This window comes from Acinetobacter sp. C32I (assembly GCF_023702715.1).
Taxonomy (GTDB): Bacteria; Pseudomonadota; Gammaproteobacteria; order Pseudomonadales; family Moraxellaceae; genus Acinetobacter.
Map to the genome: position 1 here is coordinate 825,548 of NZ_CP098480.1, position 16,483 is coordinate 842,030.

The following is a 16,483-nucleotide window of genomic DNA, read 5'->3' on the forward strand; positions in this document are numbered from 1 at the left end:
TCATTTTATTTAATGAGAATTATTATTATCTTTTTGTATCTTTATTAAGCTAAATTAATATTTAAAACAAATTAATTCAATAAATTAGATCGAATTTTTCAGGTTCTTTTATGGAATTGAAATAGTAAATGATAATAATTATCATTAGTTCCATCTTAATCACAAACTCCCTTGTGTCTAAGATGTGTTTCAGGCCTAAAACATTTCGAAAAACAAATTAACTCTCTTGAAAGAGGATACCGTCAGATGCAATCACTTGCCAATCGGTTGGCGATGCAACATTTCGTCAATGCATATACGCAAGAAACTGGCAAAGGTCACTTGCTAGATAACAGTCAGCAAAGTCCACAACAACAAGCGTTTAGCCAAGGTTTGACGCTGTTATCAATCCCTATCCATTCTATTCAAGCGCAATGTAATTTTCCTTTATCTTATGTCAGTCGAGTCGGGCGACATCGTTTAGCAGATCTTCCACAAATTATTATCCATGGACAAGTCAAACCATTTAGTACAGTTGCAATCGTCGGGCTATTGCTTGAGGAGTTGGTTTTTGAATCCTCTATTCCATTAGATGCAGCTTCTTTGCTGGAGAAGTGGATTCAGAGCCGTGATGCATTACAGCAGTTTTTATTACAGCGTGAAGCTGATTTTGATGATCTGGTTAAGGCAGGTCAGAGTTTTATTGAAACCGAACAGGCACTGATTCTGGGGCATAGCATGCACCCAGCACCGAAAAGTAGAACGGGTTTTGTGCATGAAGACTGGTTAAAGTTTTCACCTGAACATAAAGGCAAGACGCAACTACATTATTGGCTGGTGCATCAGGACTATATTTCAGAAGGCAGCGCTACGGATGAAAGTATTTCAGCTCAATTAAAAACAGCGTTACAGTGGTATTTGTCTGAAAATGATCTCAATCTGCTCAAGACTCACACAGCATATAAATTACTCCCATTACATCCTTGGCAAGCCCGCTATTTGCAAAGTAAGCCTTGGTTTGAGCGTTTAAAACAAACGGGGCAGTTAATTGATGTAGGCTTACGAGGCTGGCAATTTTCTCCAACCACTTCGATCCGAACACTGGCGAGTTTTAATGCGCCATGGATGGTAAAACCATCACTTTCGGTGATGATCACCAACTCTATTCGAGTCAATTTAGCGAAAGAATGCCACCGTGGTGAACTCACTCATCGTCTATGGCACAGCGAATTTGGTCAGAATATTTTAAAGCAGTGCCCAAGCTTAAAAGCAGTGAATGATCCAGCATGGATTGCTTTGAAAATTGATGATGAGGTGGTGAATGAAAGTATCTGTATTTTCCGCGATCAGCCATTCCATCCTCAACAGCAAGTTACTTGTATTGCATCCTTATGTCAGGATCATCCAAATAAACCTCTAAATCGTTTTAATGCTTTATTCGCAAAAATTGCAAAAGCACATCACGGAACCGATTTCTCAGAAATTGCTTTGGATTGGTTTAATCGTTTCCTTGAAGTCAGTTTGCAACCGTTGATGTATGTCTATCATCGCCATGGCATGGCATTTGAATCACATCAGCAGAATGTGCTGTTAGAACTAGAGAATCATTTCCCCAAAACCTTATGGCTACGTGATAACCAAGGTTTTTATTATATCGAAGAGTTTGCCACTGAAATTCTGCAAGCGCTGCCTGAGCTAAAAGAAAAAGCGTTTGCCGTCGGGCCTAAAGATTTCGTGGATGAACGTTTTAGTTATTATTTCTTTGGCAATACCTTGTTCGGCATTATCAATGCGATTGGTGCAACAGGCTATATTACTGAGGATGAATTACTTGGGCATCTAACAAGTTTCTTGCAGGAACAATTGCAGCAATATCCAGACAGTACTTTATTACAGGGATTATTGTTTAATGCAACATTGCCTTATAAAGGTAATTTGCTCACACGTTTACATGAATTAGATGAGCTGATTGCGCCTGTCGAGAACCAATCTGTCTATGTCGAACTGCCAAATCCGTTGCGTATTTCACAGAAGGATGTCAGTTATGCTTGATTTTATTGGAATTGGTCTAGGGCCATTTAATCTGAGTCTGGCCAGCCTGCTGCATAATAAAAGCACACTGAACTATGCAATTTTCGAACAGAAAGCCCAGTTTGACTGGCATGCAGGGATGCAGTTACCCAATACGGTATTGCAAGTGCCGTTTATGGCAGATCTGGTCTCAATGGTTGATCCAACTAGCCCATTTAGCTTTTTGAATTATCTACGTCATCAGCAACGTTTATATAAATTTTACTTTTTAGAACAGCCGCATATTCCACGTTGTGAGTATAACCATTACTGTCAATGGGTTGCAGAACAACTTGATTGTATCGAATATCAATCTCGTGTTTTGAAGATCGAGCCTCAAACCATTGGTTTTAAAGTTGTGGTGGAATCGGAGGGTGTTCAGCACAGTTATTTATGCCGTCATCTGGTCATCGGAAGCGGTAATGTACCTTACTTGCCTGAATGCTTGGCCAAAGTGCAGCAACAGCAACCACAAAAATGTCTGCATTCTGCACAATATATGACGCATGCTGATACAGATTTACACGGCGATGTTGTGGTACTTGGTTCAGGGCAATCCGCGGCTGAAGTCTTTATTGATCTGTTTGATGAGCAGCAAGATACAGCCAATCATCAGTTCGACTTACACTGGTTTACTCGTTCTCAGGGCTTCTTCCCAATGGAATATGCACCATTGGGGCTGGAACATTTTAGCCCAGACTATGCACAGCATTTTTATGCTTTGCCAGCTGAAAAGAAAGAGCAACAATTGCAGCAGCAGTCTTTGCTATACAAGGGCATCAGTGCAAAGACCATCCGTGAAATCTATCAAAAACTTTATCACCGTAGCATTGCGGGTCAAAGTTTGCAGACACATTTGCATAGCCAATGTGATTTGAAAGATGCAGAAGTCTTAGATACGCAAAAAATTCGACTGCATTTCCAACATCGTGCTACGACACAGGCTTTCCATTTAGATTGTGATTTTCTGGTTGCTGCAACAGGTTACTTCACCCCTGATTTTGGTTTTATGCAGTTGCTGAAACCTTATATTGAATTTGATCATAAACAGCGTTGGCAAATCACTGAAGACTATCGTGTTGTACATCATCTAAATGGTCATATTTTTGTCCAGAATCAGGAAATGCATAGCCATGGGGTCGGTACACCTGACTTAGGGCTTGGCGCTTATCGTGCAGCGACGATTATTAACCAGTTGCTTGGTGAGTCGCTTTATGAACTTGATCAGCAGGCGCAGACCTTCCAGCATTTTGAGCTCACTCAGAATCCTAAAATCCAAATGGCAGATGACCAAGCACTTTCAGTCGAGGGTGTTTCTGAAAAAGCTGTGAGCCAAAACCAGTCTATTTTAAAGAAAACAGAACAGAGCACGATTACAACGCATGCAGGTAGTCGTTGTGCAAATACACGTACACAAACTGTGTCTGTACATTCAACTTATGAGAAATTGATATGAACTTTGCAACTTTAAAAATTAATCAGCAGCAATGGCGTGCCGCTGGACAGCGTCTCATTGAAATGGCGATTGCAGAGTTTCTATATGAAGAAATTATTGAAGTTAAAGCCTTATCAGCAGGACGTTATCAGTTAGATTTAGGCAATCGTCATTATGAATTCCAAGGTCACCCATATTTACTTGGACACTGGAATATTCAGGAAGGCTCAGTACGTGATGTAAGCAATGGTCAGCACAGTGATCAGCCTGCTTGGAATTTACATGAGTTTATCGTCGCAATGTCTGACAAGGCGAATGTAAAGCCATTCACCAAGGCATATTTGATTAAGGAAATGAATAATACCTGGTTGGCAGAAGCGCATCTATTTAATGAAGCGCGTTTACCAAGCACAGCGGTGCTGACTGAACCGCACTATAAAGTTGAAGGCATGTTACGTGGTCACCCTTGGCTGATTATGAGCAAAGGCCGCATGGGCTTTGGTTATGATGATTATTTAAGTGCTGCACCAGAGCTATCACCAGAAGTCAAAGTATTATGGTTGGCCGTACATCGTGATTTGGCTGAGTTCCGCAGTACAGAGCATTGGGATGCCTGTGGTTTATATCAACATGAATTTGATGCCAATGAGCTGCAACAGTTCATCCAAATTTTGAAAGAAAAGAATTTAGATCCGCAAAATTACTTTTTGATTCCTGTACATGCTTGGCAATGGCATCAGTGGCTGGTTCCAACTTACGCCAATGAAATTGTCGACCAAAAAATTATTGAGCTGAACATTAGCCAAGATAGCTATGTGCCAATGCAGTCTATCCGGACATTATGCAACACATCAAACCTACAACGTCATTACATTAAGCTGCCGGTCAGTATTTTCAATACCGCTGTTTATCGTGGACTCCCATCAAAACGTAACCTTGCAGCGCCAGCTGTAACTGCATGGTTAAAGCAAATCCATCAGCAAGATCAAGACCTACAAAAAACTGGCGTGATTTTCTTGGGTGAAGTGGCAACCTTAACCATTCACCAACCTTGTTTTGACCGAATTGAAGGTGCACCTTATCAATTTAAAGAATTGTTTGGTTGCTTGTGGCGTGAAAGTGTCGATCGCTATGTTGATCCATCACAACAAGTGCTTTCTCAAGCAGCACTATTACACCGAGATATTTCAGGTCAATCGATTCTAAGCGTGTTGATTCAAGCTTCTGGTCTAAGTCCTTTGGCATGGTTAGCACAATTTGCCCAAGTCTGCCTCAGTCCGTTACTGCTTTGCCTGTATCGCTACGGCTTAGCTTTTTCACCGCATGGCGAAAACACCATGTTGGTACATGAAAATGGTGTGCCAAAAGCCTTGGTATTAAAAGACTTCATTGATGACATCAATTTAGTGGATGAGGATTTCCCTGAATTGGCTCACTTGCCATCTGAAGGCGGTTTGTTATTACGTCATGAAGCAACAGATTTAAGTCATTTCATTTTCACTGGGCTGTTCATGGTGCATTACCGTTATATCTGTAATGTGTTCTTACAAGATTATCCAGAATATTCAGAACTTGATTTCTGGCAGACCATTTCCAACACCATTGTTGCGTTTAACCAACAGCATCCAGAATTGGCTGAACGAGCTGAAAAATTTGCCATGCTGCGCCCAACGTACACCAAAATTTGTTTAAACCGTGTTCGTTTATTTACCACCAGTTATAACGATGAAGCAGAGCGTCCTGTGCCTGTTTTCCTTGATCCAATTGCAAATCCAGTTAGCCCTGAAACATTGGCTGAATGGTCAGCTCAACAAGCTGAATCGAAAGCGGGTTAAGTCTTTTTCTAAATTTATAAAGGTTCGATATGAAAACTATTTCTCAGCAATTACCAGATTATTTTGAATACCACGAAGATGGCACACAATACTACTTACGCCAAGTGCAATACCCACAAGATATTCCTTTGCTACATCAATGGATGCATGAGCCACATGTCATTCCACAGTGGCAATTGAATAAGTCAGAATTGGATTTACAGGTTTACTTCGACAAGATGCTGGCAGATGACCATCAACGTTTATTGATTGTGGGTGTGGATGGCAAAGATGTGGGCTATACCGAGATCTATGAAGGTAAGCGTGATCGTTTAGGTCGTTATTACGAAGGTGATGACAATGATCTCGGTTGGCATTTGCTATTTGGTGATAAATCTGTGTTTGGTAAGGGCTTTTTACGTCCAACCATTCGTTTGCTCAGCTTCTATATTTTTGAACATTCACAAGCGAAAAAAATTGTGGGTGAGCCTGATCATACTGTTAAACCTTATGCCGCTGTGGTTGCAGAACTCTGCTACGAAACTCAACGTTTAATTCCTATGCCAGAAAAAACGGCAATGTTGTATTACTGCTTTAGAGAAACTTTTTATAACAAGTTTGGTGAATATTACCAAACGTCACAACAACAGCTAGCCAATCAGCCAGCCAAAATCCTGAGTGTTACATGAGCCTATCTATCAATGAGATGCACATCTTGGATATGCGCTTTGCTGCGCATGTCTCAGTGGCAGAATTTGAGCAATGGTTAATACATATTCAACAATATTTCGAACAAAAAAGAAGTTTTGTGCTGATTATGCAAACCGAGCCGAACACTGAATTTCCCGAAGAATATCGGGTGATTCAGGGGAAATGGTACAAACAATATAAACAAGATTTTTACCAGTATTGTTTAGGCCTTGCCCGAATTGCCCAAGATGAAGCAGATCGTATTCGATTAGACACGCCAGCTTTGCAAAAAGCCTGGCATGTTCCTTATTTTGTCAGTTTAGAAAAGACCGCTGCCGTGCAATGGGCGATGCAGAGGTACTTATGAATCAACAAATAAAACCTGACCAAGATTTTCCAATCAAAACAGTCTCTGCACTGAGCTTATCTGTGGTGGTGGTGTTGTACCTTGCACATGCATTGCCGCTGTACTTTTACAATGTTGCCTTACCTGCGATTCTACGTCATCAAGGGGTCGATCTACGCTGGATTGGCATGTTGTCGCTGCTGTATATCCCTTGGGCATTTAAGTTTTTTTGGGCACCCTTAATTGATCGTTTTTATTTTAAGGCACTTGGAAAACGCAAAACTTGGCTTTTATTCACCCAAGTAGCCTTGGTATTAGGTGTCGTTGCCTTGGCTTTGACACAATTCGATTATGGTCTAAGTGTATTTGTTATTGTCGGTTTATGGATTTCAACCTTTGCCGCAACCCAAGATATTGCGATTGATGGTTATACCGTTGAAACCTTTTCTGAATCCGAATACCGATTAGGCAGTATGGCGCAAAGTATTGGCGTGGCACTGGGCAGTATGATTGGTGGTGCTGCAACTTTGTGGCTTTATCAATTGTATGGTTGGCAAACAGCGCTGATTTGTTTAGCTGCAATGACAGCATTGACCATGCTTGCAGTGTTTCAAATCAAAGAAAAAACCAATACTGAAAAAATTGCCAAACAAGCGCCGAGTCTGATTCGAGCCTTTAAGCGCCCTGAGATGCTATGGGCCTTGGCTTTGATTGTCTGTTATCGCGTAGTCGAAGCGCCAGCAATGGCCATGCTGAATCCGATGTTGATTGATCAAAAATGGTCATTGGCAGAGATTGGTGTACTGATGTCTGTGATTGGCGCGGGCATCGGGTTATTGGCAGCAGTGACAGCTGCGTTCCTGCTAAAAAAAATAGCAGCAACACAATTACTGATTTGGGCTGGTTGGGCACGCAGTTTGGTGTATGCCTTACTGGGCATCGCGGTCTTACTCAGCTGGTTTAATCAGTGGCAAATGTTATTGGGGCTATTTGTTGTGGTTATTTTGGCGATTCGCTATATCGCTATGACTGCTTTATATGCGCACTTCATGCATACCAGCTCTAAGGAACAAGCTGGAACAGACTTCACCATTTTGGTCTGTTTTGAACTCCTGGTTTATTTCATTGGTGGTGCAATGTCTGGTTTCTTGGCCAAAGCATTTGGTTATGGAAATTTCTATCTCATTCTCGCAGCAGCATCTGTGTTGAGCGTCTTGCTCAGCCAAGTGTTAATCCACAAAGCAAAACAAACGGAACAACTCACCTAGGGGTAATTTATGAAAGTACGTTCACTTTCGACATCATTAACGCTGTTAAGCTTAGCAATCAGTACTCAGCTATATGCTCAAACAGTTGAAACAGATGCATCTGTTCAAACGACTGCTGCTGTAACAAGTCAAAAACCAACCCAACTTGCACCTATTGTAGTGACAGCGTCGCGTTCAGCACAAAGTATTGCTGAAATTGCAGGTACGGTGTATCGCATTGAACAAGAAGATATTGCAAAACAAGCCGCTGCGGGTAAAAGTACAGCAGATATTTTAGGTTTACTTGTTCCATCGCTAACTCCAAGTTCTGGTACAACCAGTAACTATGGAATGACCATGCGTGGCCGTACAGTGCAATATATGATTGATGGTGTGCCACAAACGGGTTCGCGTGATAGCTCACGACAATTAAATAGTATTAGCCCAGATATGATTGAGCGTGTTGAAGTAGTCTCTGGTGCAAGTAGTATTTATGGTTCTGGTGCAACAGGTGGGATCATCAATATCATTACTAAAAAAGGGTCGACCGAGGGTGTTCATTTTGAGTCAAAACTCGGTGTAACTTCAGGCGATAACTTTAAAAATGATGCCTTGGCTTATGAAGCATATCAATCTGCTGCATTTAAACAAGGGGACTGGAATGGTTTTCTCGGGGCAAGCTATACCAAACGCGGTGAGATTCAAGACAGTCATGGCGATCGAATTGGGCCTGAAGTTGCTCAGACTGACCGTCAAGATACGGAAACCATCGATGTCAATGGTCGCTTGGGATGGCAGTTTGCTGATAAGCAAAGTATTAGCATTGGTGCACAATATTATAACGATGAACAAGATAGCGACTATGGTGCAGACTATGGACCAGGCTTAGCTGTTTTACTTAGAGGTGCAAAACCAAGCCAGAAAGCTGTTAAAGGTTTGGAACTAGACAGTCAGCCAAGAACAAAACGTGCAGCTGTAAATGCGCAATATGAAAACCAAGATTTCTTTGGTCAGACTTTAAATGCAGAAGCTTACTATCGTACTGAAAAAGGTCGGTTTTATCCAAGTGCAAACTATTTAGCACATGCAGCCCATCCTCAAAAAGGGATGTACATTGTTACTCAATCAGAAACTGATATTGATGTATTTGGAGCGCGTTTAGCTTTACAAAGCAAATTAAACCTTGCGGAACGCGCTTTACATCTCACTTATGGTGTCGATTATGACAAAGAAAAAGGCAAGCAAACCGCACAGCTTTATGATCTAAATACTTTTATGAGTAGTAATGGTCTGAAGTTCAAACCATTAAATAATTATGCTTTTGGTCCTGATGTAGATACTGAGAAGCTCGGTTTCTTCTTACAGAGTCAATTTGAAGTCACTGATCGCTTAAATTTACAGGCAGGTGTTCGCCATGAACGAATAGATAGCCAAGTACAGGATTCTGTTCCATATTCGGAAGCGATGATTGCAGATTTTATTCCAACATATAATCCAATAACTTTAAAAGGTGGATCCGTAAAGCATGATGCAACACTTTTTAATGTTGGTGCACTTTATCATTTAACAGATGCTCAACAAGTCTTTGCCAATTTCTCTCAAGGGGCAAACTTACCAGACGTACAACGTATGCTCAGAGACGTTCCTGCAAACTTTGTTGTAAGCAATCAAACGATTGATCCAATTAAAGTGAATAGTTTTGAGCTAGGTTGGCGTCTACAAGACAATGCTTTAACCACGGGACTTACTGCGTTCTATAACAAATCGGATAAATCTTTGAAATTTGGTCCACCAAATTTTGCAATCGAAGTGATTGATACCGATGAACGTGTTTATGGCCTAGAAGGTAATGTGAAGTATGCGGTGACTGATGCATGGAATGTTGGTGGTACTTTGGCTTATACACGTGGTCAATTTAAAAATACCAGTGGTAAATGGCAAGAGTTAGATGCGATTCGTGTTGCACCGTTAAAAGGTACCGTTTATTCAGATTGGCAATTTAATGATGGTCTAGGTTTGCGTGTTCAAACTCTGGCTGTTGGGGGTACGGATAAAGCGCGTAAAGATGCAATTGAGTATGGAAGCCGTCCACCAGCAGAAATTAAAGGTTTTGCAGTGATGGATGTGATTGCCAATGCGAAAGCGGGCCCTGGTACATTAGGATTTGGTGTTTATAACGTTTGGAATACCGATTATAAGTCTGTATATAGCCAAGCAGTTTCAACAGTGTATGGCGAAATTTCTAGCCTAGCTGCACAAGGTCGTACTTATGGTTTGAGCTATACCCTCAAATACTAATCTAATCAAAAAGGCATCTGTTTAGATGCCTTTTCTTTTGATGATTTTCATGATGAACAATAATTTAAAGTTTTTAGCACTGGCTGCTTTGATCAATGGAACATGTTTTTCCATGATTCTCCCTTTACTTGCTCCATTGACACGACAATTGCATTTATCTGAATTTCAAGGTGGTGTGATTGTTTCCGCAGGGGCAATTTGTATGGCAATTGCATCGATCTGGATTGCGAAAAAGAAAAGTCAGCTATCTCCCAACCAACTCGTCAATTATGGTTTTTGGGGAATGACCTTTACTTGGGCTATTTTTACCTTGATTCTGTATTTTGGAACACAAGCGATTTTACCCACGTTATTGATTTTTATCTTACTGGTATTGAGTCGTGCTTCTACAGGTATTTTTATGGCTTTGCCACAAATTGGTCTGCAAAGCTATGTAATGACACATGCGAGTGAAGCCGCTGATCGTAGCAAGCAAATGGCTATGTTTGGTGCGATGAATAGTTTTGGGATGATTATCGGCCCGTTTGCAACCTCAGTTTTATTGTTTGGTGGTTTGCTTTTCCCGATGTGGATTGCTGTGGCTTTACTTGGCTTAGTCAGTATTGCACTCGGCATTTTGTTTAGTAAAAGTCCGCAAGTTCAGGCTGAGTCATTCAATCCGCAACAAGATAAAGATAATACACCAGCGAATGAGCCGATTCTGAAGCAAAGTCTGATCTGGTTAACTCTAGGTTTTGTCACTTATGTTGCAATTGTGACTTTAAATATGACGGCAGGTTTTTATATTCAGGATAAGTTTTATCTCAGTAGCCAACAGAGTGCAGTTTATTTTTCTCAATGCATGTTGGTTGTCGGGGTCTGTTTGGTGCTGACCCAACTTTTAATCGTGAAAGTGTTTAAACTCAAATTAAATAGTTTGGTGATTATTGGTTTAGTCACAATGTGTTTTGGTCTATTACTTTCACTCTACGCACCTACAATTTTTGTGTTTCAGGCCAGTTATATTTTTTATGGTATTTCTGTGGCGTGCTTATTACCTGCATTTACCACAGGCGCTGCTCAAGCCGTATCCCAGCAATCACAGGTTAAAATGGCAAGTTTTTGTACGGCGACACAGGCATTGGGTTTAATTGTTGGCCCCTTACTCAGTACATTCCTGTACCGTTTTAATGCCCATTTCCCATTCTATTTATTACTGTTCTTAACCCTATCGATTGGCCTTTATTTTAGTTGGATGTTGATTCGAAAAGAAGGTGAAACTGCATTGCTACTTGATGAATAAAAGGGATTTTGGTTAAAAATGACTCATCTTTTTCCTCATAATGCAAGTATTCCGACTGTTTCAGTCATAGATTGCTATGATGAGTCGTCTTTATGTTTATTTTTTAACCAGATTTATTTCATTTATTGACGTTTTGGAATTTAACGGGATTTTTTATGTACCCTATAAAACGTCATAACAAGATAGATAAAGGAGTAAAGATGCTTATTTTTCATGATTATCCTGTTCAAGGCGCACTTTTTGACATGGATGGAACAATGTTTGATACCGAGCGCCTGCGCTTCCAGACATTGAAACAGGCATCAAAAGAGCTGATTGGACAGGAATTTTCAGATGAATATTTGATGCAGTGTCTCGGCTTAAGTGCGAAAGCATCTGAACAACTGGCACAAAAGTTTTATGGTACAGATGTTCCTTATACTGCCATTCGCAACCGTGCAGATGAGGTGGAATTAGAGTCTGTGCGTAAAAATGGTGTACCGATTAAAAAAGGACTGATTCAAGTTCTGGAACGTTTAAGAAAATCAGGTTTGAAAATGGCAGTTGCGACTTCAAGTCGTCGAGCAATTGCAGAAGAATATTTAATTAATGCCAATGTCTATAAGTTTTTTGATCTGTTGGTCTGTGGGGATGAAGTTGAAAAGGGTAAACCACATCCAGAAATCTTTTTAAAAGCGGCACAAAAACTAAACCTACAACCGCAACAATGTTTAATGTTTGAAGATTCGGAAAATGGGATTTGTTCAGCCTATGATGCGGGCGGTATCACGATTTTATTCAAAGATATTAAAGAACCTAATGATCATATGCTCTCTAAAGCAAATTTCTATTATCAGGACATGTACGACTGTCTGAATGCTTTAGATCAATATATTCCTGAAATAGGTATGCCACAGTTGCAGGAGTTATTTCCGCAAAGCATCAATCAATTGACTGTTGGGATTCATGGCTTTGGTGCCATTGGTGGGGGATATGTGGCACAGATATTGTCCTATTGGGATGGATACACACGCCCAAAACGGATTCTGGCCTCAACCCGAAATCGTCTATATTTAGAATCAGTGAACAGTTTTGGCAGCTATAGTATTCGATATGGCCAGTCTTCATATGATGAGCGTATTGATAATCTCACCGTAATTGATGCTGACAATGAACAGCAGATGTTAGAGATGTATATGCAATCCAGCCTGATTGCACTGTGTTTACCAGAACAGGCGATTGAGTCCGAGGCGAAAACGATTGCGAAGGGACTATTAGCCCGTTTTATGTCCGCAGATGCAGATAATAATCAGCCGATTACCTTTTTGATTATTCTGAATAAAGTGTGCGCAAAATATTTGGTCTTAAAACATATCCGTGAGGCCTTACTGAGCATAACGGATGAAGATATTGCAGAACATATTTTAAGTGAACACTATTTTTGCGATACCGTGGTCAATCGAATGGTGTCAAAACTGACGGATCAAGCTTTATATCGTCAGCTCAATATCAAGCATAACTTATTGAAACAATATCAGAATGATCTCAATCCGGAAACGATTGAACTTTCAGATGAAACCGCTCTGACTGAAAAGCAGGAGCAGCAGGTCACACATTGTTTAGAAGATATGCGTGGGCAGTTTCAAACAGGGCAATTCCTGCAAAATATGGATCTGATCCTGTTCCACAGTGAAACGGATATGCCGATTTATGTGGAAAATCGCAGCCCACTATTAAGCAAAATGCGCCAAATGATTTTGGTGGATCAGATTTCTGAGATTCAAATCATTAAAAATCGACTATGGAATGGCTGTCATGCCATGTTAGCTTGGTATGCCAGTGCACTTGGACATGACACCATTGGTATCGCCATGGCCGATCCAAAAGTCATGAAATATGCAGAGCAGTTGGTCAACGAAGTTAAATTGGGTTTGGCTAATATGATTCCCAACCAAGCCAAAGAACTGGATCGGATGGCGGAAAGTTTTCTGCATTCTTGCCGAGCTGCCTATAAAGATCCATGTGAGCGTGTAGCCCGTGATCCGCTTAGAAAACTCAATCTGAATGAGCGTGTTTTAGGCAGTTTAGAGTCTCATGTGCAGCAACAACTTCCTTACCAGAAGTTAATGCAAGGTGCAATTTATGGCTATGCCTATGCGCTGAAAATGCTTGGGCTGGACGAAATTAAGATTGTAAAACATGTCCAGACCAATATTGAGCATATGGACATTACTGAAAATCAGAAAAAAGCCTTATTAAACCAGCTCTATCACGGGATTCAGGCGCAACTCAATGATAATGCATTCATGGCACAGTTGGATGAGTTGAAACCTCTAACTGTATAAACGTCTGTACTGACGGTGAATGCGCCTTAACATCTACCTGAGTTTATGTTTGAATAACACAACTTTATCTATGATGCTGAAGTTGTGTTATTACAAGCAGACGCCCAGTTGATTGCGACCGCAATACGCGGTTATCCTGAATGGCATAAGGGACGTTCAGATTATGGGCTTTGGTATATTGAGATTGATCAACCTGAATTAATTCAATATTTAGATGAAATCCAGGCACAATTTTCTAATCTATTGCTTCCTGCACAGCAACGCCAATATCACATTACTTTATTTGTTTGCGGTTTCTTGCAGCCTACTGTTAAGCAATACGACGATGATTTTCAAATTCAACAATTACAGCAGCAGATCAAGCTAATTGAAGCATTACAGCTCAAACCTTTTGAGTTGGAAATCACACAAATTGACAGTTTTAGCAGTGCTTTGTTTCTACAGATTCAAGATCAGCAGGGTGTACTGGCCCAAATTCGTCAGCAATTTGCTCGTATATCTGAAGAGATCGCAGCACTTGAATATTGTCCACATATTACTTTAGGTTTGTATGGTGAAGCTTGGCCAAGTGATAGGGTATTACAGCGGATACAACAGCTTTCGTTAAAAACTATGAAGATTCAGGTCAAAAAACTGACTTTCGGCTATTATAAGGCACAGATTTTACAAGGATTACTGTATCCTTATCAGCAAATTGAACTAGGTTAGATATGTTGCAACTGATTTTAGGTGGGGCGCGCTCAGGTAAAAGTCGTTTGGCAGAACAAACCGCCAAAGAGACGGGTTTATCCGTCATTTATATTGCAACGGCGCAGGCCTTAGATGCAGAAATGCAGCAACGTATTGCACATCATCAACAGCAACGTCCAGCCCATTGGCAAGTGCTTGAAGAACCGATTTATCTGGCAGATCGACTCTTGCAATGCGATCAAGCCAATCAGCTGATTTTGGTCGATTGCCTGACCTTGTGGCTGACTAATCTTTTATTGGCTGAAGATCCAGCCTTGCAGCAACAACAAATGCAAAAACTATTCGAGGTATTACCGCAACTGCAGTCTCAAATTATTCTGGTCAGTAATGAAACTGGACTTGGAGTGGTACCGATGGGAGAAATCAGCCGTCGTTTTGTGGATGAAGCAGGGCGTTTGCATCAGACCTTGGGGCAACTTGCCAATAAAGTCATGTTTTGTGTAGCAGGCTTTCCAATGATTTTAAAAGATGAGAAATAACATGACTGAACAAGGACAATGGTTTTTAGCTGCACTACAACAACCCGATTTAGATGCCAAACAACAAGCTGAACAACGTCAACTTCAGTTGACCAAACCTACAGGGGCTTTAGGGCAACTTGAGCAGCTTGCCATTCAATTGGCGAGCTTACAGGGCACAGTACATCCACAGATTCAACAGCCTTGGATTACGATTTTTGCAGGCGATCATGGGGTGGTTGCAGAAAATATTTCGGCTTATCCTCAAGCTGTGACCCGTCAGATGCTGCAAAATTTTGCCTCAGGCGGTGCAGCCATCAGTGTCATTGCCAAACATCATCATGCACATTTACAAGTGGTGGATTGTGGAACTGTAGGTGAGGCCTATGATTATGTAGGGGTTGAGCGTCATTGCATTCGTGCTGGTACAGCCAATTTCGCTCAACAAGCCGCAATGACGGAACAAGAATGCTTAGCAGCTTTACAGCTGGGTAAAGACAGCGTTGATCGTGCCAAAGCTCAAGCTGCTGATATTTTTATTGCAGGTGAAATGGGGATTGGCAATACCTGTTCAGCTTCAGCACTGGCGTGTTTATTATTGAATGAAGGTGCCGCACAACTGACGGGTGTGGGAACAGGAATTAATAATCAACAGCTGCAACACAAGATCTCTGTTATTGATCAAGCAGTAAAACGACATCAAGCAGCTGTTGCTGACGATGCTTTAAAAATCTTGGCTGCGGTTGGTGGTTTGGAAATTGCTGCAATGACGGGTGCCTATATTCGCTGTGCACAACTTGGTTTGCCAATCGTGGTGGATGGTTTTATTAGCTCGGTTGCCGCTTTATGTGCGGTACGCATTCAGCCACACAGTCGTGAATGGATGCTGTTTGGACATCAATCGGCTGAATATGGCCATCAGCGTGTGCTAAAAGCCTTAGAAGCTCAGCCTATTTTAAATATGAATTTGCGTCTTGGCGAAGGCAGTGGTGCAGGAGCTGCACTGTCGATGCTGCAACTGGCTTGCGTGTTGCATAACCAAATGGCCACCTTTGCTGAAGCTGCTGTGACAGGTGATAAAGTTGCACCTTGATTTGCTGCGGCATGGTGAAACCACACTCAGCCATACTTTGCGTGGACATCTTGATGATGCCTTGACTGAACATGGTTGGTTGCAAATGCAATCCACCATTCAGCAGCAGCTTGATGCTCAGGTACAGTGGGATGTGATTATCAGCTCGCCCTTGCAACGCTGCCAAAAGTTTGCGGCAGCATTAGCCAAACAACTCGAATTGCCCTTACTACTCAATACAGAAATCAAGGAAATGTATTTTGGTGATTGGGAAGGCATGTCTACTCAAACCATTTATGAAAATGAGCCCGAGTTATTGGCAAATTTCTGGCAATTTCCAACACAATATCATGCCCCGAATGGGGAGTCGTTGCATCAATTCCAACAACGTGTCATGCATGGTTTTACTGAAATTTATGTTCAAATGCAGCAACACAACTGGAATAGAGCATTGATTGTGACGCATGGTGGGGTGATTAAGTTGCTGACCTGTTTAGCACGTCAGCAAAAGCTGGATGAACTATTAACCATGCCCGCAGAGTTAGGAAAGTTATATGCTTTAAAGCTAACTCAAGTTGACAATCAAATTCACTGTTCTGAAAAGACAAAAATCTAGCAGCGATAAAATCATATTCTGTTTCCAGTATTTGCTTGCTTGATGTAATCGAATTGTCATTGCGACTGCCTATGATACATGGTATTTCTTGACCTATAAGCA

Annotated in this window: 13 protein-coding genes; all 13 read left to right on the forward strand. The window is 41.2% G+C overall.

Annotated features, from left to right (window positions below):
• Positions 1 to 246 precede the first annotated feature (246 nt).
• The 13 genes from NDN13_RS03935 (at position 247) to NDN13_RS03995 (ending at position 16,381) form a co-directional block, all read left to right on the forward strand.
• A complete protein-coding gene (locus NDN13_RS03935; protein WP_251117240.1) occupies positions 247 to 2,031 on the forward strand; it encodes an IucA/IucC family protein in 1,785 nt (594 codons plus the stop codon).
• Positions 2,024 to 3,505: a lysine N(6)-hydroxylase/L-ornithine N(5)-oxygenase family protein gene (locus tag NDN13_RS03940; RefSeq protein WP_241287887.1), complete on the forward strand. Its 1,482-nt coding sequence runs from the start codon at positions 2,024 to 2,026 to the stop codon at positions 3,503 to 3,505. The genes NDN13_RS03935 and NDN13_RS03940 overlap by 8 nt, the downstream gene beginning before the upstream one ends.
• Positions 3,502 to 5,319 (forward strand): IucA/IucC family protein, encoded by a 1,818-nt coding sequence (locus NDN13_RS03945; RefSeq protein ID WP_251117241.1) that lies wholly within the window; start codon positions 3,502 to 3,504, stop codon positions 5,317 to 5,319. Before NDN13_RS03940 ends, NDN13_RS03945 begins: the two co-directional genes overlap by 4 nt.
• Before the next feature lie 29 nt (positions 5,320 to 5,348).
• Complete coding sequence (gene acbD, locus NDN13_RS03950) at positions 5,349 to 5,987, forward strand: acinetoferrin biosynthesis acetyltransferase AcbD (protein ID WP_004807319.1); 639 nt, start codon at positions 5,349 to 5,351, stop codon at positions 5,985 to 5,987.
• Entirely contained in the window at positions 5,984 to 6,355 is a 372-nt protein-coding gene (locus NDN13_RS03955; protein WP_005203473.1) for a hypothetical protein, read from the forward strand. The genes acbD and NDN13_RS03955 overlap by 4 nt, the downstream gene beginning before the upstream one ends.
• Positions 6,352 to 7,602 (forward strand): MFS transporter, encoded by a 1,251-nt coding sequence (locus NDN13_RS03960; protein WP_251117242.1) that lies wholly within the window; start codon positions 6,352 to 6,354, stop codon positions 7,600 to 7,602. The genes NDN13_RS03955 and NDN13_RS03960 overlap by 4 nt, the downstream gene beginning before the upstream one ends.
• 9 nt (positions 7,603 to 7,611) lie before the next feature.
• Positions 7,612 to 9,879, forward strand: a complete 2,268-nt coding sequence (locus NDN13_RS03965) for a TonB-dependent receptor (protein ID WP_251117243.1) — start codon at positions 7,612 to 7,614, stop codon at positions 9,877 to 9,879.
• 25 nt (positions 9,880 to 9,904) lie between these two features.
• Entirely contained in the window at positions 9,905 to 11,161 is a 1,257-nt protein-coding gene (locus tag NDN13_RS03970; protein WP_285292172.1) for an MFS transporter, read from the forward strand.
• A 200-nt stretch (positions 11,162 to 11,361) separates the two neighbouring features.
• Positions 11,362 to 13,485 carry a bifunctional mannitol-1-phosphate dehydrogenase/phosphatase gene (gene mtlD, locus NDN13_RS03975; RefSeq protein WP_251117244.1) on the forward strand — a complete coding sequence of 708 codons (2,124 nt, stop codon included), beginning with the start codon at positions 11,362 to 11,364 and terminating at the stop codon, positions 13,483 to 13,485.
• An 84-nt stretch (positions 13,486 to 13,569) separates the two neighbouring features.
• A complete protein-coding gene (locus NDN13_RS03980; protein WP_251117245.1) occupies positions 13,570 to 14,193 on the forward strand; it encodes a 2'-5' RNA ligase family protein in 624 nt (207 codons plus the stop codon).
• A gap of 2 nt (positions 14,194 to 14,195) precedes the next feature.
• Complete coding sequence (gene cobU, locus NDN13_RS03985) at positions 14,196 to 14,714, forward strand: bifunctional adenosylcobinamide kinase/adenosylcobinamide-phosphate guanylyltransferase (RefSeq protein ID WP_251117246.1); 519 nt, start codon at positions 14,196 to 14,198, stop codon at positions 14,712 to 14,714.
• 1 nt (position 14,715) lies between these two features.
• Positions 14,716 to 15,786 carry a nicotinate-nucleotide--dimethylbenzimidazole phosphoribosyltransferase gene (cobT, locus tag NDN13_RS03990; protein WP_251117247.1) on the forward strand — a complete coding sequence of 357 codons (1,071 nt, stop codon included), beginning with the start codon at positions 14,716 to 14,718 and terminating at the stop codon, positions 15,784 to 15,786.
• On the forward strand, positions 15,776 to 16,381 hold the full coding sequence (locus NDN13_RS03995) for a histidine phosphatase family protein (RefSeq protein WP_251117248.1): 606 nt from the start codon (positions 15,776 to 15,778) through the stop codon (positions 16,379 to 16,381). Before cobT ends, NDN13_RS03995 begins: the two co-directional genes overlap by 11 nt.
• The last annotated feature ends 102 nt before the right edge of the window (positions 16,382 to 16,483 follow it).

What these genes read in the sequence shown, in the direction of transcription:
- NDN13_RS03935 (WP_251117240.1), top strand. Translation starts at nt 247, where the DNA reads ATGCAATCACTTGCCAATCGGTTGGCGATGCAACATTTCGTCAATGCA.
- NDN13_RS03940 (WP_241287887.1), top strand. Translation starts at nt 2,024, where the DNA reads ATGCTTGATTTTATTGGAATTGGTCTAGGGCCATTTAATCTGAGTCTG.
- NDN13_RS03945 (WP_251117241.1), top strand. Translation starts at nt 3,502, where the DNA reads ATGAACTTTGCAACTTTAAAAATTAATCAGCAGCAATGGCGTGCCGCT.
- acbD (WP_004807319.1), top strand. Translation starts at nt 5,349, where the DNA reads ATGAAAACTATTTCTCAGCAATTACCAGATTATTTTGAATACCACGAA.
- NDN13_RS03955 (WP_005203473.1), top strand. Translation starts at nt 5,984, where the DNA reads ATGAGCCTATCTATCAATGAGATGCACATCTTGGATATGCGCTTTGCT.
- NDN13_RS03960 (WP_251117242.1), top strand. Translation starts at nt 6,352, where the DNA reads ATGAATCAACAAATAAAACCTGACCAAGATTTTCCAATCAAAACAGTC.
- NDN13_RS03965 (WP_251117243.1), top strand. Translation starts at nt 7,612, where the DNA reads ATGAAAGTACGTTCACTTTCGACATCATTAACGCTGTTAAGCTTAGCA.
- NDN13_RS03970 (WP_285292172.1), top strand. Translation starts at nt 9,905, where the DNA reads ATGCCTTTTCTTTTGATGATTTTCATGATGAACAATAATTTAAAGTTT.
- mtlD (WP_251117244.1), top strand. Translation starts at nt 11,362, where the DNA reads ATGCTTATTTTTCATGATTATCCTGTTCAAGGCGCACTTTTTGACATG.
- cobU (WP_251117246.1), top strand. Translation starts at nt 14,196, where the DNA reads ATGTTGCAACTGATTTTAGGTGGGGCGCGCTCAGGTAAAAGTCGTTTG.
- cobT (WP_251117247.1), top strand. Translation starts at nt 14,716, where the DNA reads ATGACTGAACAAGGACAATGGTTTTTAGCTGCACTACAACAACCCGAT.